Annotated in this window: 26 protein-coding genes; 15 read left to right on the forward strand and 11 right to left on the reverse strand. The window is 73.3% G+C overall.

Annotation, left to right across the window (positions count from 1 at the left end):
• On the reverse strand, window positions 1-491 hold a 491-nt coding region (locus tag AC27LF_RS26605; RefSeq protein ID WP_479664822.1), incomplete at its 3' end, for an FBP domain-containing protein.
• Window positions 492-684: 193 nt separating this feature from the next.
• On the opposite strand from AC27LF_RS26605, the gene AC27LF_RS26610 reads away from it, so the two are divergent.
• The 4 genes from AC27LF_RS26610 to AC27LF_RS26625 all read left to right on the forward strand — a co-directional run bounded on the left by AC27LF_RS26610 (window position 685) and on the right by AC27LF_RS26625 (window position 4674).
• On the forward strand, window positions 685-1827 hold the full coding sequence (locus tag AC27LF_RS26610; RefSeq protein WP_479661033.1) for a winged helix DNA-binding domain-containing protein: 1143 nt from the start codon (window positions 685-687) through the stop codon (window positions 1825-1827).
• A gap of 89 nt (window positions 1828-1916) precedes the next feature.
• On the forward strand, window positions 1917-2897 hold the full coding sequence (locus tag AC27LF_RS26615) for a phosphotransferase family protein (RefSeq protein WP_479661032.1): 981 nt from the start codon (window positions 1917-1919) through the stop codon (window positions 2895-2897).
• Window positions 2898-3005: 108 nt separating this feature from the next.
• Window positions 3006-4292, forward strand: coding sequence for an ROK family protein (locus AC27LF_RS26620; protein WP_479661031.1), 1287 nt, complete (start codon window positions 3006-3008; stop codon window positions 4290-4292).
• 130 nt (window positions 4293-4422) lie between these two features.
• Window positions 4423-4674, forward strand: a complete 252-nt coding sequence (locus AC27LF_RS26625; protein WP_479661030.1) for a hypothetical protein — start codon at window positions 4423-4425, stop codon at window positions 4672-4674.
• A gap of 262 nt (window positions 4675-4936) precedes the next feature.
• Here the strand turns inward: AC27LF_RS26625 and AC27LF_RS26630 are convergent, their stop codons facing one another.
• Window positions 4937-5986 carry a PHP domain-containing protein gene (locus tag AC27LF_RS26630; protein ID WP_479661029.1) on the reverse strand — a complete coding sequence of 350 codons (1050 nt, stop codon included), beginning with the start codon at window positions 5984-5986 and terminating at the stop codon, window positions 4937-4939.
• 147 nt (window positions 5987-6133) lie between these two features.
• On the opposite strand from AC27LF_RS26630, the gene AC27LF_RS26635 reads away from it, so the two are divergent.
• On the forward strand, window positions 6134-6379 hold the full coding sequence (locus tag AC27LF_RS26635; RefSeq protein ID WP_351734954.1) for a hypothetical protein: 246 nt from the start codon (window positions 6134-6136) through the stop codon (window positions 6377-6379).
• Between the two features lie 12 nt (window positions 6380-6391).
• On the opposite strand, the gene AC27LF_RS26640 is transcribed toward AC27LF_RS26635, so the two are convergent.
• From AC27LF_RS26640 to AC27LF_RS26660, 5 genes are all read right to left on the reverse strand, one after another.
• Window positions 6392-7624, reverse strand: coding sequence for a ricin-type beta-trefoil lectin domain protein (locus AC27LF_RS26640; RefSeq protein ID WP_479661028.1), 1233 nt, complete (start codon window positions 7622-7624; stop codon window positions 6392-6394).
• Between the two features lie 181 nt (window positions 7625-7805).
• The gene (locus AC27LF_RS26645; RefSeq protein WP_479661027.1) at window positions 7806-8567 is read right to left on the reverse strand and encodes a VanZ family protein; all 762 of its coding nucleotides are present in this window, start codon (window positions 8565-8567) and stop codon (window positions 7806-7808) included.
• Between the two features lie 29 nt (window positions 8568-8596).
• Entirely contained in the window at window positions 8597-9259 is a 663-nt protein-coding gene (locus AC27LF_RS26650; RefSeq protein ID WP_479661026.1) for a DUF4230 domain-containing protein, read from the reverse strand.
• 115 nt (window positions 9260-9374) lie between these two features.
• The gene (locus tag AC27LF_RS26655; RefSeq protein ID WP_479661025.1) at window positions 9375-9767 is read right to left on the reverse strand and encodes an anti-sigma factor antagonist; all 393 of its coding nucleotides are present in this window, start codon (window positions 9765-9767) and stop codon (window positions 9375-9377) included.
• Window positions 9768-9888: 121 nt separating this feature from the next.
• A complete protein-coding gene (locus AC27LF_RS26660) occupies window positions 9889-10839 on the reverse strand; it encodes an NADP-dependent oxidoreductase (RefSeq protein WP_479661024.1) in 951 nt (316 codons plus the stop codon).
• 567 nt (window positions 10840-11406) lie between these two features.
• Between AC27LF_RS26660 and AC27LF_RS26665 the strand changes: the two genes are divergently transcribed.
• From AC27LF_RS26665 to AC27LF_RS26685, 5 genes are read left to right on the forward strand one after another with little or no spacing between them, the layout of a single operon-like run.
• Window positions 11407-13245, forward strand: coding sequence for a sensor histidine kinase (locus AC27LF_RS26665; protein ID WP_479661023.1), 1839 nt, complete (start codon window positions 11407-11409; stop codon window positions 13243-13245).
• A 5-nt stretch (window positions 13246-13250) separates the two neighbouring features.
• Window positions 13251-13661, forward strand: coding sequence for a roadblock/LC7 domain-containing protein (locus tag AC27LF_RS26670; RefSeq protein ID WP_030043913.1), 411 nt, complete (start codon window positions 13251-13253; stop codon window positions 13659-13661).
• Window positions 13658-14068: a DUF742 domain-containing protein gene (locus AC27LF_RS26675; RefSeq protein ID WP_479661022.1), complete on the forward strand. Its 411-nt coding sequence runs from the start codon at window positions 13658-13660 to the stop codon at window positions 14066-14068. Before AC27LF_RS26670 ends, AC27LF_RS26675 begins: the two co-directional genes overlap by 4 nt.
• Window positions 14049-14654 (forward strand): GTP-binding protein, encoded by a 606-nt coding sequence (locus AC27LF_RS26680; RefSeq protein ID WP_479661021.1) that lies wholly within the window; start codon window positions 14049-14051, stop codon window positions 14652-14654. The genes AC27LF_RS26675 and AC27LF_RS26680 overlap by 20 nt, the downstream gene beginning before the upstream one ends.
• Entirely contained in the window at window positions 14651-15895 is a 1245-nt protein-coding gene (locus AC27LF_RS26685; protein WP_479661020.1) for a cytochrome P450, read from the forward strand. The genes AC27LF_RS26680 and AC27LF_RS26685 overlap by 4 nt, the downstream gene beginning before the upstream one ends.
• A 52-nt stretch (window positions 15896-15947) precedes the next feature.
• Here AC27LF_RS26685 and AC27LF_RS26690 read toward each other — a convergent pair whose 3' ends face one another.
• Window positions 15948-16979, reverse strand: coding sequence for a 7-epi-alpha-eudesmol synthase (locus AC27LF_RS26690; RefSeq protein ID WP_479661019.1), 1032 nt, complete (start codon window positions 16977-16979; stop codon window positions 15948-15950).
• Between the two features lie 929 nt (window positions 16980-17908).
• A complete protein-coding gene (locus tag AC27LF_RS26695; protein WP_479661018.1) occupies window positions 17909-18358 on the reverse strand; it encodes a nitroreductase family deazaflavin-dependent oxidoreductase in 450 nt (149 codons plus the stop codon).
• Window positions 18359-18641: 283 nt separating this feature from the next.
• Here AC27LF_RS26695 and AC27LF_RS26700 point away from each other — a divergent pair, with 283 nt between their 5' ends.
• Genes AC27LF_RS26700 through AC27LF_RS26710 form a run of 3 tightly spaced genes read left to right on the forward strand, consistent with a single transcriptional unit; the run spans window position 18642 to window position 20204 of the window.
• A complete protein-coding gene (locus AC27LF_RS26700; RefSeq protein ID WP_479661017.1) occupies window positions 18642-19838 on the forward strand; it encodes a cytochrome P450 in 1197 nt (398 codons plus the stop codon).
• A gap of 12 nt (window positions 19839-19850) precedes the next feature.
• Entirely contained in the window at window positions 19851-20051 is a 201-nt protein-coding gene (locus AC27LF_RS26705) for a ferredoxin (protein WP_479661016.1), read from the forward strand.
• Window positions 20052-20075: 24 nt separating this feature from the next.
• Window positions 20076-20204, forward strand: a complete 129-nt coding sequence (locus tag AC27LF_RS26710) for a hypothetical protein (protein WP_479661015.1) — start codon at window positions 20076-20078, stop codon at window positions 20202-20204.
• Here the strand turns inward: AC27LF_RS26710 and AC27LF_RS26715 are convergent.
• The gene (locus AC27LF_RS26715) at window positions 20183-21049 is read right to left on the reverse strand and encodes an endo alpha-1,4 polygalactosaminidase (protein WP_479661014.1); all 867 of its coding nucleotides are present in this window, start codon (window positions 21047-21049) and stop codon (window positions 20183-20185) included. The two genes, AC27LF_RS26710 and AC27LF_RS26715, sit on opposite strands and share 22 nt — an antisense overlap.
• Window positions 21050-21289: 240 nt before the next feature.
• Here AC27LF_RS26715 and AC27LF_RS26720 point away from each other — a divergent pair, with 240 nt between their 5' ends.
• Window positions 21290-22258, forward strand: a complete 969-nt coding sequence (locus AC27LF_RS26720; RefSeq protein ID WP_479661013.1) for an aldo/keto reductase — start codon at window positions 21290-21292, stop codon at window positions 22256-22258.
• 336 nt (window positions 22259-22594) lie between these two features.
• Window positions 22595-24553 carry an RICIN domain-containing protein gene (locus AC27LF_RS26725; protein WP_479661012.1) on the forward strand — a complete coding sequence of 653 codons (1959 nt, stop codon included), beginning with the start codon at window positions 22595-22597 and terminating at the stop codon, window positions 24551-24553.
• 62 nt (window positions 24554-24615) lie between these two features.
• Here the strand turns inward: AC27LF_RS26725 and AC27LF_RS26730 are convergent, their stop codons facing one another.
• Entirely contained in the window at window positions 24616-25326 is a 711-nt protein-coding gene (locus AC27LF_RS26730) for a DUF4232 domain-containing protein (protein ID WP_479661011.1), read from the reverse strand.
• Window positions 25327-25882: the final 556 nt, after the last annotated feature.

Raw genomic sequence — 25882 nt, forward strand, 5'->3', positions numbered from 1 at the left:
GCGTGGAGCTTGTCGAGGAAGGCGAGCAGGTTGGCCGTCGTGCGGGCGATCTGTTCGTCCTCGGTGAGGCTTTCCTCGAAGCGCCGGCCGGACTCGGGCACCTTCCTGCCCCGCACGTACAGCGAACACGCCAGGTCGGTGCACATGTACACGCCGACCGAGTTGCCCTCGCGGCCCGCCGCCCCCGCCTTGCGGGCCGTCATCAGCGAGACACCGCCCCCGCCGTGGGTCGTCAGGCACACCGAGCACATGCTCCGGTGCAGAAAACCGTGCTGCGCGGCCGGGAAGCGCAGTGCGACACCGACCGGCCGGCCCTCCCGCTCGGCCACGAGATAGCTGCGGTCGGGCGCCCCGGGATCGCGCCAGCCGAGGAAGTCCAGATCGTCCCACGGCCGTTCGCCGAGATCACGGGGGACCGCCAGCCGCCTCGCCTCGCCCTTCGAGCAGTTGACAAACGAGGCGCGGATGTCCTGTTCGGTGAGCGATCTCATGGCGGGTCCTTCCTGTGGTACGGAACCCGGAGCCGGAGAGCCGAGGGCTCCAGGTCTGCGGGCAGCCTAGGCAGCCACGACGCGGGCGAGCCAGCGGATTTCCGGCGCACCGCCCCGGCGCGGGCACGCGCGGCGCACGGCCCGCCCGCCACGGGTGGCGGTCGCGGCGGCGGTCAGGACACAATCCCCGGTCATGGAGATCACCGAGCGCGAACTCAACCGGGCCACCCTGTCCCGGCAACTGCTGCTGGGCAGGGAACCGCTCGGCGTCGACGACGCCGTCCGCCGGGTGGTCGCCCTCCAGGCACAGCACCCCGCCTCCCCCTATGTCGCGCTGTGGAACCGGATCGGCGGCTTCGACCCCGCCGACCTGGACGCCGCCTTCGCCGCCCGCGCCCTGGTCAAGGCCACCTTGATGCGCATCACGCTGCACACGGTGCACGCCGACGACCACCGGGTGTTCCGCGAGGCGATGCAGCAGACGCTGTACGCCTCCCGTCTCGGCTACCGTTTCGCGGCGGCCGGGCTCACCCCCGCGGACGCGCACGACCTGGTGCCCCAACTGCTGGAGTTCACCGAACGGACGCGCACAACAGACGAGTTGAAGGCGTGGCTGGAGCGGCGGCTCGGCCCGCAGAAGGCGGTCGGCGCCTGGTGGGGGCTGAAGGCGTACGCACCGCTGCTGCACGTGGCCACCGGCGGACCGTGGTCGTTCGGCCACCGGTCCTCGTTCGTCGCCGCGCCCATGGGCCCGCCGCCCACCACCCGGGACGCGGTGCCGGCCGCGCTCCAGACCCTGGTGCTGCGCTGTCTGGCCGGATTCGGGCCGGCGTCGGTGGCGGACATCGCGCAGTTCTCCATGGTGCAACGCTCCCTCGTACGCGGGGCGTTGACCGCCCTCGACGGCTCGGTCGAGCGGCTGGCCGGGCCCGGCGGCACCGTCCTGTTCGACGTACCCGGAGCCCCGCGCCCGCCCGCGGACACCCCAGCCCCGCCCCGCCTGCTGGGCATGTGGGACAGCATCCTGCTCGCCTACGCGGACCGCAGCCGGATCATCCCGCCCGCGTACCGGCGGCTGGTGATCCGCGTCAACGGCGATGTGCTGCCCACGCTGCTGGTCGACGGCCGGGTGGCCGGCGTGTGGCGCGCCGTCGACGGCGGCATCGAGGCCACGGCCTTCGCGGACCTGCCGTCCGCCGTCTGGGACGGCCTCGCCGCCGAGGCCGGCTCGCTCGGCGCGCTGCTGGCCGCCCGCGACCCGCGCGCCTACGGCCGCTACGACCACTGGTGGGCGAAGCTCCCCGACGGCGCGGCGCGGCGCCTGCTGCCGGGCTGACCGCCCGCCCCCACCGCCGGTCCGTACCCTGGAGCGGGGCCGTCGCCCGACGCGGCGGTGGGGACGTGACAGGGGAGGGGCGGCACACGATGGAGGACTCCTGGGCGCGGGCCCGGCAGGTACTGGCCGACGCGGGCATCGCGCCGGACCGGCTCGCCGCGGTGCGCCCGCTCGGCGGCGGCACCTACAACACCGTGGAGGAACTTCGGCTCGCCGACGGCGAACGCTATGTGCTGAAGGTCGCGCCGACCGCCCCCGGGCTGCGCTACGAGGTCCGGCTCCTGGACGCCGAGGCCGCGTTCTGCCGCGCCGCCGAGGCCGCCGGGGTGCCGGCGCCGCGCGCCGTGGCCCTCGGCGCCGGTGCCGACGGGCCGCGGCTGCTGCTGACCGCCTGCCCCGGCGAGCCCTGGGACGGCTCCCTGAGCGAGCGTGAACGGACCTCGTTGCGCACGGAGTTGGGCCGCCAGGTGGCCCGGCTGCACCGGGTGACCGGGCCCGGTGGGTACGGCTACCCGTCCGGCGCGCTCGGCCCGCTCGCCGCCGACTGGCGGACCGCGTTCACCACGATGTTCGACGCCGTCCTCGACGACGCCCGCCGCTACCGGGCCCGGCTGCCCCGGCCCGTCGAGGAGGTGGCGGGTGCGGCACGGGCCGCCTACGACGCGCTGGACGAGGTCACCGTGGCCCGCCCGGTCCACTTCGACCTGTGGCAGGGCAACGTCCTGGTGGACCGCTCGGCGGGACCGGCCCGGATCGGCGGACTGATCGACGGCGAGCGGATGTTCTGGGGCGATCCGCTGGCCGACTTCGTCTCCCTGGCCCTGCTCGGGGACATCAGAAAGGAAGCGGCGTTCCTCGCCGGCTACCGGGAGGCCGGGGGCCGTGCCGTGTTCGACACCGCGGCCTGTCTGCGGCTCGCCCTCTACCGCAGCTACCTCTACCTGATCATGCTGACCGAGACCGTGCCGCGGGCGGCGGACGCGGAACACGACCGCTGGGTGCGCGAGCGGGTCGGCCCGGAACTCGTCGCGGCGCTGGACGAGATCGCCGAGCTGGTGCCCGGCTCTTAGCTCACAGCGTGAACTAAGGGTTGGAAGAATCTCGCGCCGGGCCGGTGCGCGGAGGTATGTTGCAGGTCGGGCCAGGTATGGAAGAGCCGAAGCAGCCGAAGGAGCCGTATGGCGGGTCGGAACGGGCGCACGGTACGCGACCTCAGACGGGGCAACCGGGCCGCCGTGCTGCAACGGCTCTACTTCGACGGACCCCTCAGCCGGTTCGAGCTGGGCCCGGCGACCGGCCTCAGCTCCGGCTCGGTCAGCAACGTCGTCGCCGACCTGATCGCCGACGGCCTGGTCGAGGAGGCCGGCAGCGTCGACTCCGACGGCGGCCGGCCGCGCACCCTGCTGCGCGTCGCCCCGCACAGCGGACTCATGATCGGCGTCGACGTCGGCGAGACCCGGGTCCGGGTCGAGCTGTTCGACCTGGCCCTCACCGAACTCGCCCGGGTGGAACGCCCGCTGGCCCAGCAGCGCTACGACGTCGACGTCATCGTCGGCCACATCCAGGGCGGCGTCGCCGAGGTGCTGGCCGCCGCGGCGGAGCCGGACCGACTGCTCGGCGTCGGCGTCGGTGTCCCCGGCATCGTCGAGCGCACCGCTGACCGGGGTGCCGTCGTGCACGGCCAGACGATCGGCTGGGACGCCGTACCGCTGGAGGCACTGCTGCGCTCCGGCTCCCCGCTCCCCGACACCGTGCCGTACTTCATCGACAACGGCGCCAAGACCCTGGGCCAGGCCGAGATGTGGTTCGGTGCCGGTCGCGGCGCCCGCAACGCGGTCGTGGTCCTCTTCGGTTCCGGCGTGGGCGCCTGCCTCGTCACCCCGGAGGCGGAGCACGGCAGGGCCGTCGAGTGGGGGCATCTGACGGTGCGGGTCCGCGGGCGGCGCTGCCGCTGCGGCGCGCTCGGCTGCCTGGAGGCGTACGCGGGCGCGGAGTCCCTGCTCTCCCGCTGGCGCGAGGAGGGCGGGCGCCCGCCCGCGGACACCGACGAGGAGACCGCGCTCACGGCGATGCTGGCCGCCGCCTATCCGGCCGACGGCGGCGCCGCCGACCCGGTGGCGCTCGCCGTCCTGGAGGAGACCGCGGAGTATCTGGGCGCCGGCCTGTCCGACCTGATCAACCTCTTCCAGCCCGAACGCATCCTGATCGGCGGCTGGGCCGGGCTGCAACTCGGTTCCCGCTTCCTGCCCGCCGTCCGCCGGCACGCGACCACGTACGCGCTGCGCCATCCGGCCGAGAAGGTGACGATCGACCTGGGCCGGCTCGGTCCCGACGCGGTCACCGTGGGCGCCGCGGTCCTGCCGCTCGCGGACTTCTTCAGCCGCGGCGGACACCGCGCACGTCCCGCACCCGAAGACCGCCCACCCCCCTGGCGCGCAGCCCTGGAGGAGCGCACCCCCCGCTGACCCGGTGCCGCCGACCCGCGTCCCGCCCCCGCCCGTCGGCCCCGTGCCCTGGTGTCTGCTTGCTGTGCGTTTCGGGGGCGTGTCGGGTGGTACCCGCTGCGTGTTCGATCGCATGTGAGGGGAGCGCATCATGGCCGGACAGCGCCGTGGCGGGCCCGCCGAGGACGGGGCGCCCGTCCCCCGTGACCTGCCGGACCAGCAGGCCGGCGCCGGGCACGACCGGTGGGAGGCCACACCGCGGAACCCGGCGGACGACACCGACGACAGCGGCGATGTTCCCGACGTCCCCGACACCGACGAGGCCGGTACGGGACGCGGTGACACGCCGTTCTCGGCGACGGTGCACCCCGACCACCCGGTACCCGAGGAGCCCTCCGACTGACGGCCGACGGCCCGGGCGCGGCCCAGGGCAAGGGGAAGCCCCGACCGCGACGGGGGAATCACGGCCGGGGCGGCCATAGGGTGGGCGCGCACGGCGGTCGCCTCTCGGCGAAAGGCTCCACAGGGCTTCAGCCGAACGATCGTCCCTGTGGGCGGAAGATGAGGCCCGGGGACAACACTGTCCCGTCCGCACCCACGGACTGTTCAACGGGCAACGACCCCCCGGTGTTCCGGGCTGAGGCCGCCCGCCACCGTGATCCGCGTCACCCCGTCGAAGAACGCCGCGCCCCGCGCCCCGGGATCCGGCCCTCCCGGGTCCAGTCCAGCAACTGCGCGGCGGACCAGGTGGTCACCACCCGCTCGGCGGGCACCCCGCACTCCTCGGCCCGCGCGCAGCCGAGGATCTGCCAGTCGAGCTGGCCGGGGGCGTGCGCGTCGGTGTCGATCGAGAACAGCACGCCCGCCTCGACGGCCGCGCGCAGCAGCCGCCGGGGCGGGTCCAGCCGCTCCGGGCGGCTGTTGATCTCCACGGCGGTGCCCGACTCGGCGCACGCGGCGAACACCGCGTCCGCGTCGAACCGGGACTCCGGCCGGCCCCGCTCGCCCCGCAGCCGCCCGGTGCAGTGGCCGAGCACGTCGGCGTGCGGACTGCGCACGGCGGCGACCATACGGCGGGTCATCGCACCGGCGTCCATCCGCAGCTTGGAGTGCACGGACACCACCACCACGTCCAGCAGCTCCAGCAGCTCCGGCTCCTGGTCCAGCGAACCGTCCTCAAGGATGTCGCACTCGATGCCGGTGAGCAGCCGGAACGGGGCCCAGGCCGCGTTCAGCGCGGCCACCGCGGCCAGCTGCTCCCGCAGCCGTTCGGGCGACAGCCCGCGGGCCACGGTCAGCCGGGGCGAATGGTCGGTGAGCACCGCCCACTCGTGCCCGAGCCGCGCCGCCGTGCGCCCCATCTCCTCGATCGTGCTGCCGCCGTCCGACCAGTCGGAGTGCAGATGGCAGTCGCCGCGCTGCAACTGCCGCAACAGCCGGCCGCCCTCGGTGAGGGGAGCGCCGGCCTCGTCCCGCAGGGCGCGCAGATAGCCGGGCACCTCGCCGGCCAGCGCCTCCCGCACCACCTGGGCGGTCTTCGGGCCGACGCCCTTGAGCGACTGAAGGGTCCCGGCGGCGGCACGCTCGGCGACCTCGGCCGCGGGCAGTGCGCCCAGCACCCGCGCGGCGGTACGGAAGGCACGCACGCGGTACGTCGGTGCCAGGGACCGCTCCAGCAGGAAGGCGATCCGGTCCAGCGCCTCCACGGGATCCATCGCCACCTCCACCTCAAGGGTTGCCCAGGCGCGGCGGCGCCGCACGGCGGCCCACGGGCGTCGTGCGGCGCACGGCGATCAACCGAACGTATCGTGCGTGTCGCCTGTACCGCCCATATCGCTCATCTGCGACTTAGGCTCGATGACATGACCGAGATAGCGAGCCCGCACATCTCCAGACCGCGCATCCTGGTCCACGGGGTGATGCGGGGCAGGCCGGGCAACCCGCCCTTCCGCATCATGGAGGTCGACGGCCAGGTGGTCGGTGCGGCACGGACCGTGACCGACGTCCTGGAGGTCGCCGCCGCGTACGGCATCACCGTCCATGACCTGGACGACCCGGATGTGGTCCGCTGGGTCGGCGGCGACAAGTTCACCTGGACGCCGCACTGAGGCCCCGCCCGCTCAGCCGACCGTCCATTTCTGGTTGGCGCCGCCCGAGCAGGTCCAGATCTGCAGCCGGGTGCCGTTGGCCGAGTTGTTGTCCGTGACGTCCAGGCACTTGTCGGCCTGCGGGTTCACGATGTCGTGCGCGGCGGTCACCGCCCACTTCTGGTTGGGGCCGCCCGTGCAGTCCCACAGCTGTACCGTCGAACCGTCCGCCGTGCCGTTGCCGGTGACGTCGAGGCACTTGCCGAGCGCCCGGATCGTGCCGTCGGAGCCCACCGTCCACTGCTGGGCGGCGGTGCCGTTGCAGTCGTAGAGCTGTACGGCCGTGCCGTTGGCGGCGTTCGCGCCGGCCACGTCCACGCACTTGCCCGCCAGGCCCTTGATCGCGACGCCTGCCGGGGTGTCGCCGGTCGTCACCGACACCGAGTCCACCACCAGTTGCTGCGGGAACACGGTGGAGCCGTCCGGGTCGCCGGGCCAGTAGCCGCCCACCGCCAGGTTCAGGATCAGGAAGAACGGCTTGTTGAACACCCACGTCCTGCCGCCGAGGTCGGCCGGAGTGCGCCGCTGGTAGACATTGCCGTCCACGGACCAGGTGATCGAGTCCGGCGCCCAGTCGACGGCGAAGGTGTGGAAGCCGTCCGCGAACGCCTGCCCGTTCGGCAGGGTGTAGCCCGCTCCGATGCCGCCCGAGCCGGAGTAGCCCGGGCCGTGGATGGTGCCGTGCACGGTCGAGGGCTCGAAGCCGACGTTCTCCATGATGTCGATCTCACCGGAGTCCGGCCAGTTGACCGGTGTCCCAAGCATCCAGAACGCGGGCCACATGCCCTGCCCCCGCGGGATCTTCATCCGGGCCTCGACGTGCCCGTACTGCGCGGTGAACTTCCCGGACGTGTTCAGGCGGGCCGAGGTGTACTGGCATGTCCCGTACCAGCACTGGTAGTTGGCGGGGTTCTCGCGCCGGGCGGTGATGACCAGATGGCCCTGGCCGTCCAGGGCCGCGTTCCTGGTGCCCGACGTGTAGTACTGCCGCTCGTGGTTGTTGACGTTGTCGCCGGTCTCCGTCTGCCACTTCGAGGAGTCGACGGCAGCGCCCGCGGGACCGTCGAAGGTGTCGGAGAACGTCACGGCGGTGACGCCGGCGGCGGAGGAGGAGTCCGCCTGGGCGGGACCGACCGCCGCGGAGGCGACGAGCGCGGCGGACAGCGCGGCGAACAGACAGCTGCGGAGCAGGCGTGGGGAGGCCATGGCTCGCCCTTCGATACGGCGGCCCGGAACGCGCACGTGCCGGGCCGGGGTGGGGGGATGAAGGTGACGCCTCTTGATTTAAGAAGTGAGGTAAGGGAGCGTCAATACCTTGGTACGGACCAGTGTCGGGCGACCGCGTGCCCCTGCGGCGGCCTCGTGCCGCCGTCCCGGTGGCGGCACCTCATGGGCGCCGCTCGCGCGCGTGCACCGCCCGCCCGAGCCGCCGGCCGAGGAACAGGTGACCCAGCAGCGCGCCCGCGGTGTTGAGGAGCACGTCGTCGATGTCGAAGGCGCGGCCGGTGATCAGCGCGCCCTGCGCCAGCTCCACCAGCAGCATCACGATCGCCGTGAGCAGCAGCACCTGCCGGATGCCGCGGGCCCGCGGCGCGAGCACCGGCACCAGCACCCCGAACGGGACGCCGAGCAGCAGATTCCCGCCGATCTGCTTGACGGCGTCGCGCAGCGCGGGCTGGTCCAGATAGGCCCTCAGGGAGCTGCCCGGTCGCAGATTGCTGTGCGTGAGGGCCGCGGACGCGGGGGAGGGCTCCAGGGTGAGCCGGGCGAGCGCGGCGGCGAACGCCACCATGCAGGCGAAGGCGACCAGCATCGCCAACGCCCGCACGGGCCACGCCGCGCGCCCGTTCCGGCGGGTGCGGCGCGGCGCGCCGTGGGCCTTCCCGGTGCCGCGCGGTTTCGCGGGGCCACGGCGCACGGCCGACCGCAATCTCCGCAGCGGTGCCGTGAACCCGCCGGCCCGCCGGGACGCGGCGGCGGCCCCGGCCCTGGCCGTACGCCCGCCCTTGGTGCCCTTGGCCGTCTTGGGAGGCTTGGCGGCCGTGGGCGGCTTGGCGGTCCTGGCGGAGCGGTTGCCCTCGGCGGGGCGGTCGGGTCCCGTGCGGCCGGCGTCCTTAGCCGTACGCGGGTGCGAGGCGGAGCGGGCCATCGGTCCTCCTGTCGTCGCGGGCACTCCGGTCAGCTCCCGTAGGAGACGTGCACCTCCGTGAAACCGAGTGAGCGCAGCAGTCCTTCGAGCATGGCGGTCGTGTTGGTCTCGGCCCGGGTGGTCAGCCCGCTGCCCTCGGCCGCCTCGCCGATGTGCCGCACGGCGAGCCGCTGGACGGCGTGCTCGCTGTTGGGGTTGTCCGAGAAGAAGTCCCCGAGCCGGTCGAGCAGACCGCGCTGCTTGGAGACGGTGTACGAGTGGTCGGCGTCCAGGGCCGCGGTGCCCAGCCGGGCGTGCGGCAGCCGGAGCGTGGCCGAGGTGCGGTCGCCGTCGACCGCCACGTCCCGCTCGCCCACCCGGCCGAGGTCGACATAGGCGTCCACGGTGCCCGTCCCGACGTACAGGGTCCGGGTGCCGCGGATCGCGTCGGGCAGGTACTTGGCGTCCTTCTCCAGGTCCACGACGACCTGGAAGGTGCCGGACGCGGCGTCGTAACGGCTCATGTCCCGGATCGATCTGAGCAGCGCCGGTCCTGAGCGGTCGTGCGTCTCGGTGCCGAACAGGTCCTTGATGCCCGGCAGCACGGCCAGCCGGATCCCGGCGAAGAGCACCGCGAGCACCGCTACGACGGCGGTCAGGGCCTTCGCCCAGCCCGGCATGCGTCCGGGCAGCCGTCCGATGGCAGTCGTCATGTCGGCGGTCCCCCTTCCTACAGTCCGGATGCCCGCCGAACGCCCTTACCAGACCGGCCGGTTGACCGAATCGCGGACTCACCGGGGGCACGCGGGGGCGCACGCCCCCGCGCGCTCACCACGAGCCGGAGGTGGCCTCGGGCTGGTCCAGGGCCGCGTCCAGCGTCGGCCGCGGGGGCAGCAGCCGGGCCAGGCCGGTGACCCGCAGGACGCGCAGGGTCAGCGGGTGGGTGCAGACGAGGTGCAGCCGCCCGCCGTGCTCCAGCACCCGGCCGCGGGCCCGGTAGAGCAGGCGCAGCCCCGAGCAGTCGAAGAACTCGATGTGCCGCAGGTCGATCACGATGCGGGCGCCGGGCCGGTCCGTCACCCGGTCCAGGTACGGTCCTATCTCCGTGGCCGCCGCGATGTCGATCTCGCCGTGGAACTCCAGCACCGTGGCCCCGCGGTCCTGACGGACGCGCAGGTGCCGGGTGAGCGGTGCGGGTTCCTGCCGCGGTTCCGGGCGCACGACGTCACCTCCCACCCGTGCCGGGAAATCCGTTCCCCGCCCTGCAAGTTACCCTCGATAGAAGGAATTTGAGCATGTTCGATTGACATATGTCTTCGGGTTTGGGTGCATGCTGCGCGGTTCAGGCCGTCACAAGGACCAGCTTTCCGGTCGTCCGGCCGGTCTCTCCCTGCTCGTGCGCCCGCGCGGCCTCCGCCAACGGGAACGTCTGCGCGATCGTCGCCCGCAGCGCGCCCTCGGTCACCAGCGCGGCGATCGCCCGCATGCCGGCGCGGTCGGCGTCCACCAGCATGCGGACGGCCCGCACGCCCAGCCGGGCGGCCTCGTCGTACAGCTCCCGCGAGCCGACCGGTGCGATCGACACCACGATCCCGCCGGGACGCAGCACCCGCAGCGACCGGACGGTGGTGTCGCCCCCGAGGGTGTCCAGCACGACGTCGGCGCCGCGCACGGCCTCAGTGACATCCGTGCCGCGGTAGTCGATCGCCTCGTCCACGCCGATGCTGCGCAGGAAGTCGTGCTTGCCCGCGCTCGCCGTGCCGATCACATACGCGCCCCGCGCCTTGGCGATCTGCACCGCCACATGGCCGACCCCGCCGGCCGCCGCGTGCACCAGTACCCGCTGGCCCGCTGCCAGCTCGGCCGTCTCGGCCAGCGCCTGCCACGCGGTCAGCGACACCAGCGGCAGCGCACCCGCCTGCACATGGTCGATCCCGGCCGGCTTGCGGGTGAGCGCACGGGCCGGGGCGACGACGTACTCGGCGTGCGCACCGTGCCCGAACGGGTAGGGCAGCATGCCGAAGACCTCGTCCCCGGGCGTGAACGCGGCCACGCCGATCCCGGTCTCCTCGACCGTGCCCGCGACGTCCCAGCCAAGGACGAAGGGCGGCCGGCCCAGGAAGCCGCCGGTGGCCCGGTGTTTCCAGTCGGTGGGGTTGACCCCGGCGGCACGGACCCGGACCAGCACCTCGTTCGGGCGCGGCGCGGGCCGCTCAAGGCGTACCTCCTTGAGCACGTCGGGGCCGCCGAGGACGTCCTGGCTGATTGCGCGCATCGTGTTCACAGCACTCATGGTCCCCCGGACCGCGCCGACCCGCAGTCCGGATTGCGCCAAGCGCCCGGCCCACGGCCGGGCACCGCGTCACCCATAGGGCCCGTGACCCGGCACCCCCGCCATTCATCCGGCCCGTGGCCCGGACCCGGTGGCACCCGTCGGTCCACGGTCCGGACCCCCGGTCATCCATCGGTCCGTAGTCCGGACCCCGTCACCCATCCCGCCCGCGGGCAGGATTCCGTCACCCATCCGGCCCGCGACCCGGACCCCGCCGTCGCCCGGTCGCCGCCCGCCCACCGGGACCACCCGGCCGGCGGCCCGTGTCCGGGTGGTGGGCGGCGGGCGCTGCCGCCAAGTCCCCTGATCGGCAGGAGGTTTGGAGATTCGGTGGGCCTTCCTGGAGAGTGACGGAATCCGCACCTCCGCCGCCCGGCGAAGTTGATCTTTTCGAGTGGGAACCAGATAAGCTCCAGAAAGTCACCGCGAGTTGACGTGACCGTTCCATGGAGCGGTCGGCTCGCCGTGCCCACTCATGAGTGCGGCCCTCGCGCACCCCCTAGTCGTGATCGCTTTCGAAGGATGCAGATGGAACTCGCCACTCCGCCACCGGCGGCGCGGGCCCCTGTCGCCTGGTACAGCTGGTGGCTGATGCCACTGGCCTTGGGAGGCGGGACGGTTGCCGCCACCTTCATGAGCTCGGAGCGCATAACCGTCGCCGTCGCCGGCGCCGCCGCGACCGCCGCCGGATCCGTGTGCGTACGGCTGCTGATCCGCTCACAGCGGCAGTTGCGCGGCCTCGCGGACAGCTCCCGCACCACGCAGGCCGAGCACGCGCAGCAGTGGCAGCAGCATGTCGCCGGGCTGGAGCGGAAGTTCGCCGCCGAGCGCGCCTCGCTGGAGACACGGCTGACCGAGCAGAGCGCCGCCTTCGAGGCCCAGGCCGGGGAGCAGGCCGCGGCCCACGAGGCCCAACTGGCGGACGCCGCACGGGCCTTTGAGGAACGGCTCACCGACCAGGCCACGTCCTACGAGGCCCAGCTCGCGGACCGGGCCGAGATCTGGGAGGAACAACTCGCGCACCAGCGGGCCGCGGTCGCCCGGCTCGCCGACGAGCAGCTGCCCGAGGCGCTGAAGCGGCTGCGGTCCGGCGACGCCATCGACGACGTGCTGCCGGCCGCCCAGGACACCGAGGTCGCGCCGGAACTCCAGGCCGATCTGCGGCGGATCCTGCGGACCTCGCTGATCGGCATCGAGGAGGAGTTCAACCGCTCCACCTCCGCCGAGCAGGCCGTGATCAGCATCGGCAACCGCATCCACGTACTGACCAGCAAGCTCCGCGGGCGGCTGCACGAGATGCAGGGCGAGCACGGCCGGCTGCCCGCCGTGGCCCGCGGCCTGATGGAGCTGGACCAGGAGCTCGGCCCCGCGGACTCGCTCGCCGCGAGCATCGGCGTGCTGGGCGGCTCGGACCGGCCGGGCCGGCAGTGGCAGGAACCGCAGCGCCTGCTGAGCGTGGTGCGCGGCGGCATCGGCCGGATCAAGGACTTCCACCGCGTCGAGGTCCGCCATCTGCCCGAACTCGGCGTCGACGGCGGTCTGGTGGACCACCTCACGCTGATCTTCGCGCATCTGCTGGACAACGCGGCCCGGTACTCGCCGCCCACCGAGCCGGTCGTGGTCTCCGGCAAGGAGGTCCCGAACGGCGTCGGCATCGAGATCCAGGACTCCGGCAAGGGACTGAGCGAGGAGAAGAAGCGCGAGGCGGAGCACTCCCTCGCGGGCACCGCGGCGGGACCCGGCCTCGGCGGCGTCTCCGAGGACGCCACCATCGGTCTGCGCGTCGTCGGCATCCTCGCCCGCCGCTACGGCATCCGCGTCACCTTCGCGGACTCGCCCTGGCTCGGCACCTCCGTCGTCGTCGTGGTCCCGCACAAGTACTTCAGCCCGCTGCCCGCGGCCCCGGCCACCGCCCCGCCCGCAGGCCAGTCCGCCGCCGCGGCCCCGGCGCCCGCCGCGGCCCACGGCCCGGTCGCCGCCGCGCCCGCGCCCGAACCCGCCGACACCCTGGACACCACGCCCGGCGGACTGCCACGGCGCCGGAGCAGGCGGCACGAGGCGGAGCCGTCCCAGGATGCCGGACGCGGCGACGCCGGCGCCGTCTCCGCCGTACCGCCGGACGCGTCCTTCGCCGGCCTGGCGGCGTTCGCCACCGCGGGCCGCGGCCTGGCCGCCCGCACGGCCTCGCCCCGCTCCGGATCCGTCGAGGGCGAGCGCGACGGCACCGCGCCCGCCGCCGACGCGCACGCGTTCGCCGAGTCCGGTCAGGCCGCCCCCGCCCCCGGCTCCGCGCCCGAAGCCGCCGCGGCACCCGCGCCGTCCGCCGCCCGTGAGTCCACCGAGCACCGCACTGAAGAGAGCGACTAGTCCACATGACGCAACAGGGAACCGACGTGAGCTGGGCGCTCCGCGATCTGGTGGAGAGCATCCCGGAGATCCGCTTCGCCCTCGTGGCCTCAAGCGACGGCAAGGCCATCACTTCCTTCGGCGCCGAGGACCCCGACGACGTGGACCGCTTCGCGGCGGTGGTGGCGGGCCTCCAGGCCCTCGCCCAGCCGGTCGCCGAGCAGTTCCCCAAGTACGCGGGCCAGTTGCGGCTCGCGATGATCGAGGTCGACGGCGGGCATCTGTTCGTCGTCCGCGCGGGCGTCGAGACCTACCTGGGCGTGCTGGCCCGCGAGGGACTCGACCAGGGCCTGCTCGGCCACCAGATGAGGGACCTGGCACGCCGCATGGGCGAGCTGCTCGGCACCACTCCGCGCCTGGAGGAGCACTCTGGATGAGTGCTCCCCGCCGGCCCACAGATCCTCCCCCGAGCCCTCGGCTGCGCTCGGGCGGGGGAGACCCCCAAGGTCTTGAGCGCTACTACGTCCTGACCAGGGGACGCAGCAGGCCGGGCGGGTCGGCGTCGAGCCTCGACGTGGCGACCCTCATCGTCTCCCGCACCGCCCCCGCCCCGGGCATGCAGCACGAGCACGAGGAGATTGTCCGGCGCTGCCGCGATCCGCTGTCGGTGGCCGAACTCGGCGCCCATCTCGGATTGCCCTTCAACATTCTCGCGGTGCTGCTGGCGGATCTGCTGGACGCAGGCCGCGTCGAAGCCCGTGATCCCATCCCGGCGCACGACGCCGGGCGCGGGCCCGACCTCGCGCTCCTTCAGGAGGTACTCAGTGGACTTGAAAGGCTTTGACCAATCCGGCCGATCCGCCGCCGGGGGCACCCGCTCGGTCAAGGTGATGATCGCCGGCGGGTTCGGCACCGGAAAGACCACCATGGTCCGCTCCGTCAGCGACATCAAGCCGCTCACCACCGAGGAGACCCTCACCCAGGCCAGCGTCGGCGACGACCATCTCATCGGCATCGCCGACAAGGCCGAGACCACCGTCAGCCTGGACTTCGGCAAGATCAGCCTCAACGACAGCCTGATGCTGTACCTGTTCGGCACCCCGGGCCAGGAGCGGTTCTGGTTCCTGTGGAACGGCCTGTTCAAGGGCGCGCTGGGGGCGATCGTCCTGGTGGACACCCGCCGGCTGGCCTCCAGCTTCCGGGCGATCGAGGAGATGGAACGGCAGGACGTGCCGTTCGTCATCGCCCTCAACGTCTTCCCCGACTCCAAGGACCATCCGATCGAGGAGATCCGGGACGCCCTGGACATCTCCCCGCACACCCCGGTCGTGGTCTGCGACGCCCGCGACCGCGTCTCCAGCCGTGACGTGCTCCTCGCGCTCATCCGTCATCTGCAGGAACGCTCGGCCGTCGCAGTGGAGTCCCGATGAACGACGAGTCCCACGGCCCCGGCGCCGCGGGCGGCTGCCCGGTCGCCCACGGCGCGGACGTCACCCGGCTGTACGGCCCGGAGTCGGAGCGGGATCCGCACGGCATCTACGCGCGGCTGCGCGAGCAGCACGGCACGGTCGCCCCGATCCTGCTGGAGGGCGACATACCCGCCTGGCTGGTGCTCGGCTACCGGGAGAACCGGCGGGTGCTCGACAACCCGCTCCAGTTCAGCCGGGATTCACGGATCTGGCGGGACTGGCAGGAGGGCCGGGTCGCCGAGACCTCGCCGCTGATCCAGATGCTGGGCTGGCGGCCCGACTGCGTCTCCCAGGACGGCGAGCCGCACCGCAGGCTGCGCGGCGCGGTCACCGACAACCTCCTCGGCGTCTCCGGGCGCGGCATCCGGCGGCACGTCACACACTTCGCGCACAAGCAGATCGACGCGTTCGCGGACGCGGGCCGCGCCGACCTGGTGACGGACTTCGCCGACTATCTGCCGATGCTGGTCCTCACCCGGGTGCTCGGGCTGGCCGAGCGGGAGGGGCGCAGTCTCGCCGAGTCCAGCAACCAGATCCTCAAGGGCGGTGAGGACGCCCTCGCGCACAACGAGAAGATCATGGGCGTCCTCGCCGAACTGGCGGCCCGCAAACGCGCCGAACCCGGTTCCGACTTCGCCTCCGGGCTCATCGACCACCCCGCCGACCTGGACGAGGACGAACTCGTCAACCATCTGCGCCTGGTGCTGATCACCGGCCACACCATGACCAGCAATCTGCTGGCGCGGGCCCTGCAACTCGTCCTCACCTACCCCGAGCGGCGCTCCGAACTGGTCAGCGGGCAGCTGAACATGTCCTCCGTGGTGGAGGAAGTCATGTGGAACCACCCGCCGTTGGCCGTGCTGCCGGGCCGGTTCGCCACCTCCGACCTGGAACTCGGCGGCTGCCCGGTCAAGGAGGGCGACCTGCTGGTGCTCGGCCTCGCGGCGGGCAACGCGGATCCGCAGATCCGCCCGGACCCGGCCGTCTCGGTCGTCGGCAACCAGTCGCATCTGGCGTTCAGCGCCGGGCCGCACGAGTGCCCGGGGCAGAACCTCGGCCAGGGCATCATCGAGACGGCCGTCGACGTGCTGCTGCACCGGCTGCCCGGGCTGCGGCTGGCCGTGCCGGCGGAGGAGTTGACCTCGACGGCCTCCACCTGGGAGTCCCGGCTGGACAGCCTGCCGGTGGAGTTCGCCGTCTGAGACGCGTGCGGGGCCGCCGTCCTTTTCGGACGGCGGCCCCGTGGCGTCGCCCTCACACGGCGAGCAGATCGTCCACCGAGCCGCGCCCGGCCAGTTCGGCGTTCACCGCCGGCCCCTCCTTGGCCGCCGCGTAGCGGCCGGTGGTCAGCGCCCACTCGTAGTTGCCGTTGATCCAGTGCTGGATGGCCTCCACGCCCATCCGCACCCGCTGCCGCGCCGCCTCGTCAAGGCCGAGGTCGTCGCACATCCGCGGCACACGTGCCTCCAGGGCGACGTACTCCTGCAGGCACTCGGTGGTCATCCGGTACGCCTCGTCGGCCGCGTCCTGCCAGGAGCCGCCCCGCTCCCGTTGCAGGACGCATATCAGGTTGTGGCCGTCGCCGCGGCGCCGCTCGCGCTCGAAGGAGTGGATGTCGTTCATGAACCCGATGGTGTCGGCGGCCAGATCGCGCATCCGCTCCATCACCGGATGGGCCTGCACCTCGGCCGGCACCTCGAAGCGGCGGCTGCGCTCGCCCGCGTCGATGCTGTGGTGGATGCCCACCGTGCGGCGCCGGAAGGCCGTGTACTCGTCGAGCGTCAGCGTTCCGGCCAGTCCGCGGGCCGCCAGGTCGACCTCCTCGCAGTGCGCCACCAGAAACCGTCCCCAGGAGGCGGCGAACCGGGATTGCCAGGTCAGGGACATGCCATCCGAGAGATGGCGCCAGACCTCCGCCCAGGCCACGGTGATCGGGCAGACCACCCGGGGCCGGGTGCCGGCCGGGCGCAGCGGCGTGACGATCAGCTCGCGCGCCACCTCCGCGATCCGGTCGGCACGGTCCGGCCGGCCGGTGTCGAACTGGTCGTCGAAGAGGAAGGCCAGCGAGAACCAGTTCATCAGGACGACCATGTCGTCGGCCGAGGCGTGCGGATAGGTGCGTGCGGCTGCCTGCGGCAGGTCCCAGGACCGGTACTCCGCGAACCCGGCCTGGCTGCGGACCAGGCCCATGTCCCAGACCCAGCGCAGATGGCGTGAGCGCGCGTACTCCAGATGCGGGCTGACGGGGGTCTCGAAGGGCAGGTCGAAGGTGACGTCCTGCGGCATGCGGTTCCTTTCGGGAGACGGAACGCAGAGCCCCCCGCCCCTGCGAGCGGGCGGCCGCCTCGGCCGTCCGCGCCCTCGAACTCGGCCTTCTGGCCCGTAAGTTGAGACCGGAAGCAGTACGAGGTTGCCCAGAGCCTAAATGATCTATCCCCCAAGATCGCCGTGATGTGGATTACTGCCCACGCCCCCCACCCCACGTACACTCTCCGACCCCCGAAATCCCGCTCACGCGCGCCGCGCACCGCCGGTGGTCGCGCAGGAGGCCGCCGGGTTCATCGACCCGGGACAGGGTTGCTCGGGCGTGGCCGGTGGGCCGAGTCGGGGGAGGGGCGGCGGCGCAGTCCCGCCGCTGCGGGGGAGCGGGGCGGGACCGATGCCCGGGTGCCGGGGTCGGCCCCTGTGAACGCGCCATGTCGTCGGGGGTGTGCGGGCTTGCGGTGTGGCGGATGTGGCCGAGTGGTGTGCGGTCCGTGGCAGCGCCCGCCGCCTTCGCGCCCGACGCACCGCACATCACGACCATCGCCCGGCGCCGGGCGACCACGCGGCGCACCGCCCGCGCGCGGCCGTCCGTTGGCCACCCGGCGCGGCGTGCACCGCGCGCTTGTGCATCATGGGCGGCGCCCGCCGTTGGTCGGCTACCCGACGCGGTGCGCACCGCCCGCTCGCGCATCGTGGTCATCGCCCGCCGTTGGTCGGCCATCCGGCGCGGTGCGCACCGCCCGCACGGCCATCGGTCGTCGTGGGGTGAGCGCCGGGTGGGCCGTGTGGCGGGGCGTTGCGTCGGGTGGCGCGCAGGGCGGCGGTGGGGACGGGGGAGCCCCGCCGCGACGGGGGAGCGCGGCGGGGCCTCAGGCTCACGTGCCCGGGTCCGGGCCCGTTCATGCCGTGCGGCGGGGGAATTTCCGGATGGCTTCGACGCCCGGCCGGATTCAGCTCCCGGCGACCGGTTCGAGCACGAAGACCGGGATCTCGCGGGACGTCTTCTCCTGGTACTCGGCGTACGGCGGATACGCGGCCACCGCCCGCTCCCACCACTCGGCCTTCTCCGCGCCGGTGACCTCCCGGGCCGTCATGTCCTGCTTGCGCGGCCCGTCCTGCAACTCCACCCGCGGATCGGCGGTGATGTTGAAGTACCAGACCGGGTGCTTGGGCGCACCGCCCTGCGAGGCCACCACGGCGTACCGCCCCCCGTGCTCGACCCGCATCAGCGGCGTCTTGCGGATCTTGCCGCTGCGGACGCCCCGCGTGGTCAGCAGGATGACGGGCAGCCCGGTGTCCAGCAGCGTCGTCCCCTCGGTGCCACCGGAACTCTCGTACAACTCGACCTGCTCCCGGACCCACGCGGTAGGACTCGGCTCGTACTCACCCTCAAGAGGCATGCTGCTCGTTCTCCTCGTCGCGTCACAGGCTCACTGACACCGCCCTTCAACACCGGTGACCGCGGATTTCATCCGGATCGCGCCGCAGGCGATGGACTATCGTGGAATGGCCGATTCCGGATGGCCGGCACCCCCGTGAGGGCCATCGAACCACGAAACGGAAGAGTCGCTTCCCGGCCAGATTCCGCAGGTAACCGATCTGGCCGAACTTTGCGTCGCACGTTAGGTGCCTCGGGCATCTAATGAAGATCGGCCGAAGCACTCTTCGTCTGTGAGGTCTTCCATGACGGAATTGTCGGAGCCCGTCGCCTTTCCACAGGACCGGACCTGCCCCTACCAGCCGCCCGCCGCCTACGACCCGCTGCGCGCCTCCCGGCCGCTGGCCCGCGTCACCCTCTACGACGGGCGCCCCGCCTGGCTCGTGACCGGGCACGCGCTCGCCCGCGACCTGCTGGCCGATCCCCGTCTGTCCAGCGATCGCACCCGTGCCGGCTTCCCCATCACGACACCCCGGTTCGCCGGCATCCGCGACCGCACGACGGCCCTCGTCGGCGTCGACGACCCCGAGCACCGGGACCAGCGCCGGATGATGATCCCCAGCTTCACCCTCAAGCGGGCCACCGCGCTCAAGCCGAGCATCCAGCGCATCGTCGACGACCTGCTGGACCGGATGATCGCCCAGGGTCCGCCCGCCGAACTGGTCGGCGCGTTCGCGCTGCCCGTGCCCTCCATGGTGATCTGCGCGCTGCTCGGCGTCCCCTACGCCGACCACGAGTTCTTCGAGGAGCAGTCCCGGCGGCTGCTGCGCGGCCCCACGGCCGACGACGCCCAGGACGCCCGGGACCGGCTGGAGGACTACCTCGGCGACCTGATCGACCGCAAGCGCGAGGAGCCCGGCGAGGGCCTGCTGGACGAACTGGTCGAACAGCAGGCACGCGAGGGCACCCCGGGCCGGAAGGAACTGGTCGCAATCGCGATCATCCTGCTGGTCGCCGGCCACGAGACCACCGCCAACATGATCTCGCTGGGCACCTACACGCTGCTCCAGCACCCCGAACGGCTCGCCGAACTGCGCGCCGACCCCTCCCTGCTGCCCGCCGCGGTCGAGGAACTGCTGCGGATGCTGTCCATCGCGGACGGGCTGCTGCGGCTCGCCACCGAGGACATCGAGGTGGCCGGCACCACCATCCGGGCCGGCGACGGCGTGGTCTTCTCCACCTCGGTGATCAACCGCGACGCGGACGCCTACCCCGGACCGGACATGCTCGACTGGCACCGCCCGGCCCGCCACCACGTCGCCTTCGGCTTCGGCATCCACCAGTGCCTCGGCCAGAACCTCGCCCGCACCGAGCTGGAGATCGCCCTCGCCGCCCTGTTCGAACGGCTGCCCACGCTCCGGCTCGCCGCGCCGGCGGACGAGATCCCGTTCAAACCCGGCGACACGATCCAGGGGATGCTGGAACTCCCCGTGACCTGGTAAGAGGCTTGTGCCATGCACATCGAGATCGACAGGGACGTCTGCATCGGCGCGGGTCAGTGCGCGCTGACCGCCCCGAACGTCTTCACCCAGGACGACGACGGCTACAGCACGCTGCTGCCCGGGCGGCAGGACGGCGGCGGCGACCCCCTGGTCCGCGACGCCGCCCGCGCCTGCCCGGTCGGCGCCATCACGGTCACCGAACAGCCGGCCTGACCCGCGGCGACGTAGGGTGCCCGGATGACCGAACCGGACGAGAAGCCCTTCCTCCAGCTCGTCGTGTGCGCGGCCGGGATCGCCGCGGGCGTCGTCCCAGCCGCGCGGCCGTGCTCCGGGCAGGGCCCGGGTCAGCGGACCTTGCGCACGTAGCCGTCGCTGCCCGGAGTCGACACCGCCAGGTCACGGCGGACGATGCTGAGGCGGTCGCCGAAGCCGGCGAGGGCCTTGCGCAGTCCGTCGTCCGTGTACTCGACGACGAGGACGCGGTCGTCGAAGGCGTCGGCGTACGCGCCGCACTCGTCCCACTCGGCGCACTCCTCCACCACCGCGAAGTCGAGGCCGGCCCGCCGTCGCTGGTCGGCCAGCTCCAGGGTGTTCTTCTGCGCGATGGCCACGTTCCGGGCGTGCGCGCGCCGGGACAGCAGGGCGATGAACGCGGTCGCGTCCTCGGCGGTCAGCAGCTTCCCGGACCGGGTGTAGCTGTCGTAGTTGTCCGGCTCGACCGCGTCGAACCCCCGGTCCGCGCAGCCGTCGATCCAGCGGCCCACCCGCTCGGCCACCCGTTCCCGCTTGGCCGCGGTGCCGATGTCGAGCAGCGGCTCGTCCCAGTCCTCGTCCACGACGACCTTGCCGCGGGCGTCCCGCAGCAGCAGGTCCGCGGGCCATGCGCCGGCCTCGTCCGGCTGGGCCTGGAAGGCGTTCACGTAGCAGATGTTGTACAGGCCGGGCGCGGGCGGGTCCGTGCGGTCACGGCTGACGACGCGGACCCCGGCCGGCGGCGGATAGGCGCCGCCGAGCTGGTAGTCGAAGCCGGCGTGCCGCGGCGGAAGCCGTACCCCGGACGACGCACGGCCGGAATCGGGCCGGGCCTTCTCGGAGTCCGCCGAGGATCCGCAGCCGGCCAGCAGCAGGGCCGCCGTGACGACCGTGGCCACGAGCCGCGCGCCGACGCTCGTCGCGCAACCCGCGACGCGGAGTGCACCCTTCGCGGGCATGACCGCTCCATCCATCGCGGGTACGGCCCCGCCTCGGACCCGCGGGGCGGTCCTGGCGACTTCGGCCGGACTGGAACGAGAACGTTCCGTCACCGGCTGGGCGCACCTCTGCGTGCCCGCGCGGGGCGCCGGACACGTGATCACGATGAAAGCCCGCGCGCCCCGCCGCCGTCAAATCGGGGGGTCGGCGACCACGTACGCTCCGAGGAGGTAACCGTCCCGAAGGCAGGAGCAGCAACGATGCAGTACGTGAAGCTCGGTTCGACGGGCCTGGACGTGTCGCGGATCTGTCTGGGCTGCATGACCTACGGGGAGCCGGACCGCGGCGTCCACGAGTGGACCCTCGGCGAGGAGGCCGCCCGCCCGCTGATCCGGCAGGCGCTGGAGTCGGGCATCAACTTCTTCGACACCGCGAACGTCTACTCCGACGGCACCAGCGAGGAGATCGTCGGCAGGGCGCTGCGCGACTTCGCCCGGCGCGACGAGATCGTGCTGGCCACCAAGGTGCACGGCCGGATGCGGCCAGGACCCAACGGGGGCGGGCTGTCCCGCAAGGCGATCATGTCGGAGATCGACCACAGCCTCACCCGCCTCGGCACCGACTACGTCGACCTGTACCAGATCCACCGCTACGACCACGACACGCCCGTCGAGGAGACCATGGAGGCGCTGCACGACCTGGTCAAGGCGGGCAAGGTGCGCTACATCGGGGCCAGTTCGATGTACGCGTGGGAGTTCTCCAAGGCCCAGTACACGGCGGACCGGCACGGCTGGACCCGGTTCGTGTCCATGCAGAACCACTACAACCTGATCTACCGCGAGGAGGAACGGGAGATGCTTCCGCTCTGCGCGGACCAGGGCGTGGGCGTGCTGCCCTGGAGCCCGCTCGCCCGCGGCCGGCTCACCCGCGACTGGGGCGCCGTCACCGAGCGCAGCGCCAACGACGCCTTCGGCAGCCGGCTCTACCTGGACAGCGACCGCTCGATCGTCGAGGCCGTCGGCCGGATCGCCGCCGAACGGGAGGTGCCGCGGGCCCGTATCGCCCTTGCCTGGCTGCTGCACCGGGCCACGGTCACCGCGCCGATCGTCGGCGCGGCCAAGCCGCAGCACCTTCAGGACGCGGTCGCCGCCGTGGAACTGGAGCTGACCGACAAGGAGATCGAGGAACTGGAGCGGCCCTACGCGCCGCACGCCATCAGCGGCCACTGACGGCCGGTCAGGTCCGTGCGGCGCGAAGCCGCCGCCGCACGGACCGGCCGCCGAGGGCGCCGCGGTCGGACCGCATACCGGGACGCAATTCGGCCGTCGCCCGGCGGCAACCGGCAAATGTCCGCACCCTGACTTTGCGTCAATTCCCCTTGCCCCGCCGGGCAATGCCAAAAACCTCGAATCCCTTGTTCTGTCATGAGGCCCTGTGCCAAGGTGTGCCGTGCGGCGCTGCGGACCATTGATTTTCCTTCAAAAAGGCCGCGCACGGCCGACGTTCGAGATGCCGCGTCCCCTGGTACGGACTTATTCCGCATGGCGTCTGGGAGGAATGCAGCCGTGAAAGACGCAGGCCCGCCGAATTCCCCGGTTTCCGCTCGGCCGTTCGATATCACGGACGAGCAGTTGAGCGCCGAACTGCGGAAGTGGACGGGGACGACGCCCGCACCGCATCCCGTGGGCGAACTCCTCGACCGGCACTGGGAAGCGGTGTTCGGCTACGCCCGGCTGTGCACCGACGGGCCGCGCGCGGCCGGCATGCTCACCACGGCCGCCTTCACCCGGCTCTTCGGTGAATCGCTCAGACAAGTGGGGCCGCCCACCTCCGCGTGGCGCCCCCACCTGCTGGTCACCGTGCGGCGCATCGCGGCCGAGTGGGACGGCGACGGACGCCAGGAACTGCTCCATGCCGCGCTGCGCTCCGCCGCCGGGGAACGGGCCGCGGCCCGGCTGCTGCCGCCCCGGGACCGGCGCCTGCTGTCCCGGGCGTTCCAGCGGCTGCCGCAGACCGCCCGCGCCCTGCTGTGGCACACCGAGGTCGAGGCGGAACCGCTCGCGGTGCCGGTCGCCCTGCTGGGCCTCGACGAGCGGGTCGCCGGCGTGGAACTGCGGCGGGCCCGGGAGCGGCTGCGCGAGGAGTGCCTCCAGGTCCACCGCGAACTCGCCCCGCAGGAGGAGTGCCTGCGCTACGTCCGGATGCTCGACGTCACCTACCGGCGCACCGGCGTCGACGTCGACCCGGACCTCGGACAGCACCTGGGCGGCTGCGGACACTGCCGGGACACCGCCGACCAGCTGAACCAGTTCAACGGGCTGCTCGGCATCGCGCTGGCCGAGGCCGTGCTCGGCTGGGGCGCCCAGGAGTACGTCGCCTCCCGGGTCGGACCGGCCGAAGCGCCCGCCGAGGACCGGCCCGCGCCTCCCGCGCAGGCCGGGCCGCCCGGAGGCGAGCCCTTCGGCCCGCCGGCGGACGCACCGGCCGCGTCACCCGCGGGTGCCGGGACCGAGGCGGCGGCCGTCGGCCGTGGGCCGTCGCGGCGCCGCGCCGCACCCCGCCGCCCCTTCGGCGGCGGTGCCTCCGGCCGCCCGGTGCCGTCCGCGCCCCGCGCCCGCGCCGCACGTTCGGCCGAGCGCGCCGCCCGCCGGGTCCGCCGGCGCAACCTCGCCCTGGCCGCGACGACCGTGAGCACGCTCGTCGTGCTGCCGTTCGTCCTGTGGTCCGTCCTCGGCCCCGGCCACGACACCACCCCCGGCACGGAGCCCGGCCGGACACCCGGCTCGGGCAGCGCGTCGTCCGACCCGTCCTGGATCGGGGCGAGCGCCACCGCCCAGGGCACCCTGCGCGGCAGGCTGCACCACCTCGCCTCCGGACGCTGCGTCGGCATCGTCGGCAAGAAGGCCGTCGACGGCGCGGAGGCCGAACTCGCCCCGTGCTCCTCGGCCGCGTCCCAGCAGTGGGCGTACGAGAGCGACGGACTGCTGCGCAACGCCGCCGCCCCGGACCTGTGCCTCGACTCCCACCTCGGCTACTCGGTCCGGCTGGCGCCGTGCGCGGGCGCCGCGCAGTCCCGCACCAGGAACGTCCGCTACGACTTCACCCTTCAGGGCGCCCTCGTGCCCCGCTGGAACCAGGACCTGGCCCTCGTCCCCGCCGCCACCGACGGGTCGGGCGCACTCGTCGTGAAGACCCGCTCGGCCGGCAACGCCCAGCGCTGGGTGATCGACACCTCGCGGCCCGAACTGCGGATGCAGGTGGTCAACTGGGGCACCGACGGCGGGCCGTCGCCCACGGCCACGGCCACGGCCGAACGGCCGCCCGAGGCCGAGCCGGCCCCGTCCGCGTCCCCGGCGGCATCGGCGACGACGACGCCGGATCCGCGGCCCACCCCGTCCGGCACCGGCTCCACCGGCCCCTGCACCACCGACGCCGACCGCCGCCCCTACCCGTACCCCGGCACCTGCTCCTGGGACGGCTGGTACGGCGGAGGCGGATACGGCGGCCGTCACACGGGACGCTGACCGGCCGTCACGAGGAACCGGCCCCGGCCCCGCGAGAGCGGGTGTCGCGTGCCTGGGGACGGTCAGGCTCCGGTTCCGGGAGCGAGAACCGTCAGCGAGACGGCGGAGGCGTTGCCGGACACCGGTACCGCGCCGGCCGTCCACGCCACCTTCAGCTGGTCCCGCTCGTCCGGCGGGGTGACCAGCAGCGCGGCGGGCGTCGCCGTGCGGGCGCCGCTGATCTCCGGGTTGGAGAAGGTCAGCCCGGCCCAGGCGCTGTGACCCGGCTTCAGCGTCACCGTCACGGGCGTGCCCGAGGTGCGCTTGGGGTCGGGACCGAGCTGGCCGCCGGAGGCGTTCACGAAGGCGGCGCCCGGGTAGCCGTGCACGGTGCAGGTGCGGGCGGAGGTGTTGGTCAGCACGATCGGGAAGTTCTCCTGGCCCGCGCCCGGGTTGTTGCGGCCCACGGACGCGCTCAGCTCAGAGGTGTGACAGCGGGAGCCGCCGCCGGACGCGGGCGATGCCGGGCTGTTCGCGCCGTCGTGCGCGGCGGGCGGCGAGGAGGGCTCACCGGCCGGGGTCCCGCTGTCCGCCGTCGGCGTGCGCGCCGGCGTGCCGTCCGCCGTGGCGTCCCCGGTCGTCTGGCCGCCGGTCGCGGGCGCCGCCGTGCCCGAAACCTGCTGCGGGCCGCTCCGGGTTCCGGTGCCGTCGCCGCACCCGGTCAGCAGGCCCAGCACGGCGACGGAGGTCACGAGCAGGAACGCCCGGTGCGGGGTCTGGGACGTGTACGCCATGTCTGTCCACACTCCTGGATCTTTCGGGGCGCGCGCCGGACGCGTGCCCGCGGCGCCCCCTGCGCCGTCATCACACTCCGATGCGCGGCCCGCGGAAAAGGTTCGCGGCCCGCGGGGATTCCTACCCGACCCACCGCCCTCCTCCCGAGTGACCCGATCCGAGCCGCACATACCGAGCCGCTCCGCTCAGGCACCCCATACCGGGCCGAGTATGCGGCGCCCTCCGCCCGACGGCCCGGAGCGGGCTGGGGCTGCCGGGGCGCTCCGCTCAGGCGACCGATACCGGGCTGAGTATGCAGTGCCCTCTGCTCGGATGGCCCGGAGGGGGCTGGGTCTGGCGGGGTGGTCTGCTGAGGCGGCCCGGAGCGGGGCGGGTCTGCGGGGTCGTCCGCTCGGATGGCCCGGAGGGGGCTGGGTCTGCCGGGGCGCTCCGCTCAGGCGACCGATACCGGGCTGAGTATGCGGGGCGGTCTGCTGAGGCGGCCCGGAGGGGGCTGGGTCTGCCGGGGCGGTCTGCTGAGGCGGCCCGGAGCGGGGCGGGTCTGCGGGGTCGTCT

This window comes from Streptomyces diversicolor (assembly GCF_057537855.1).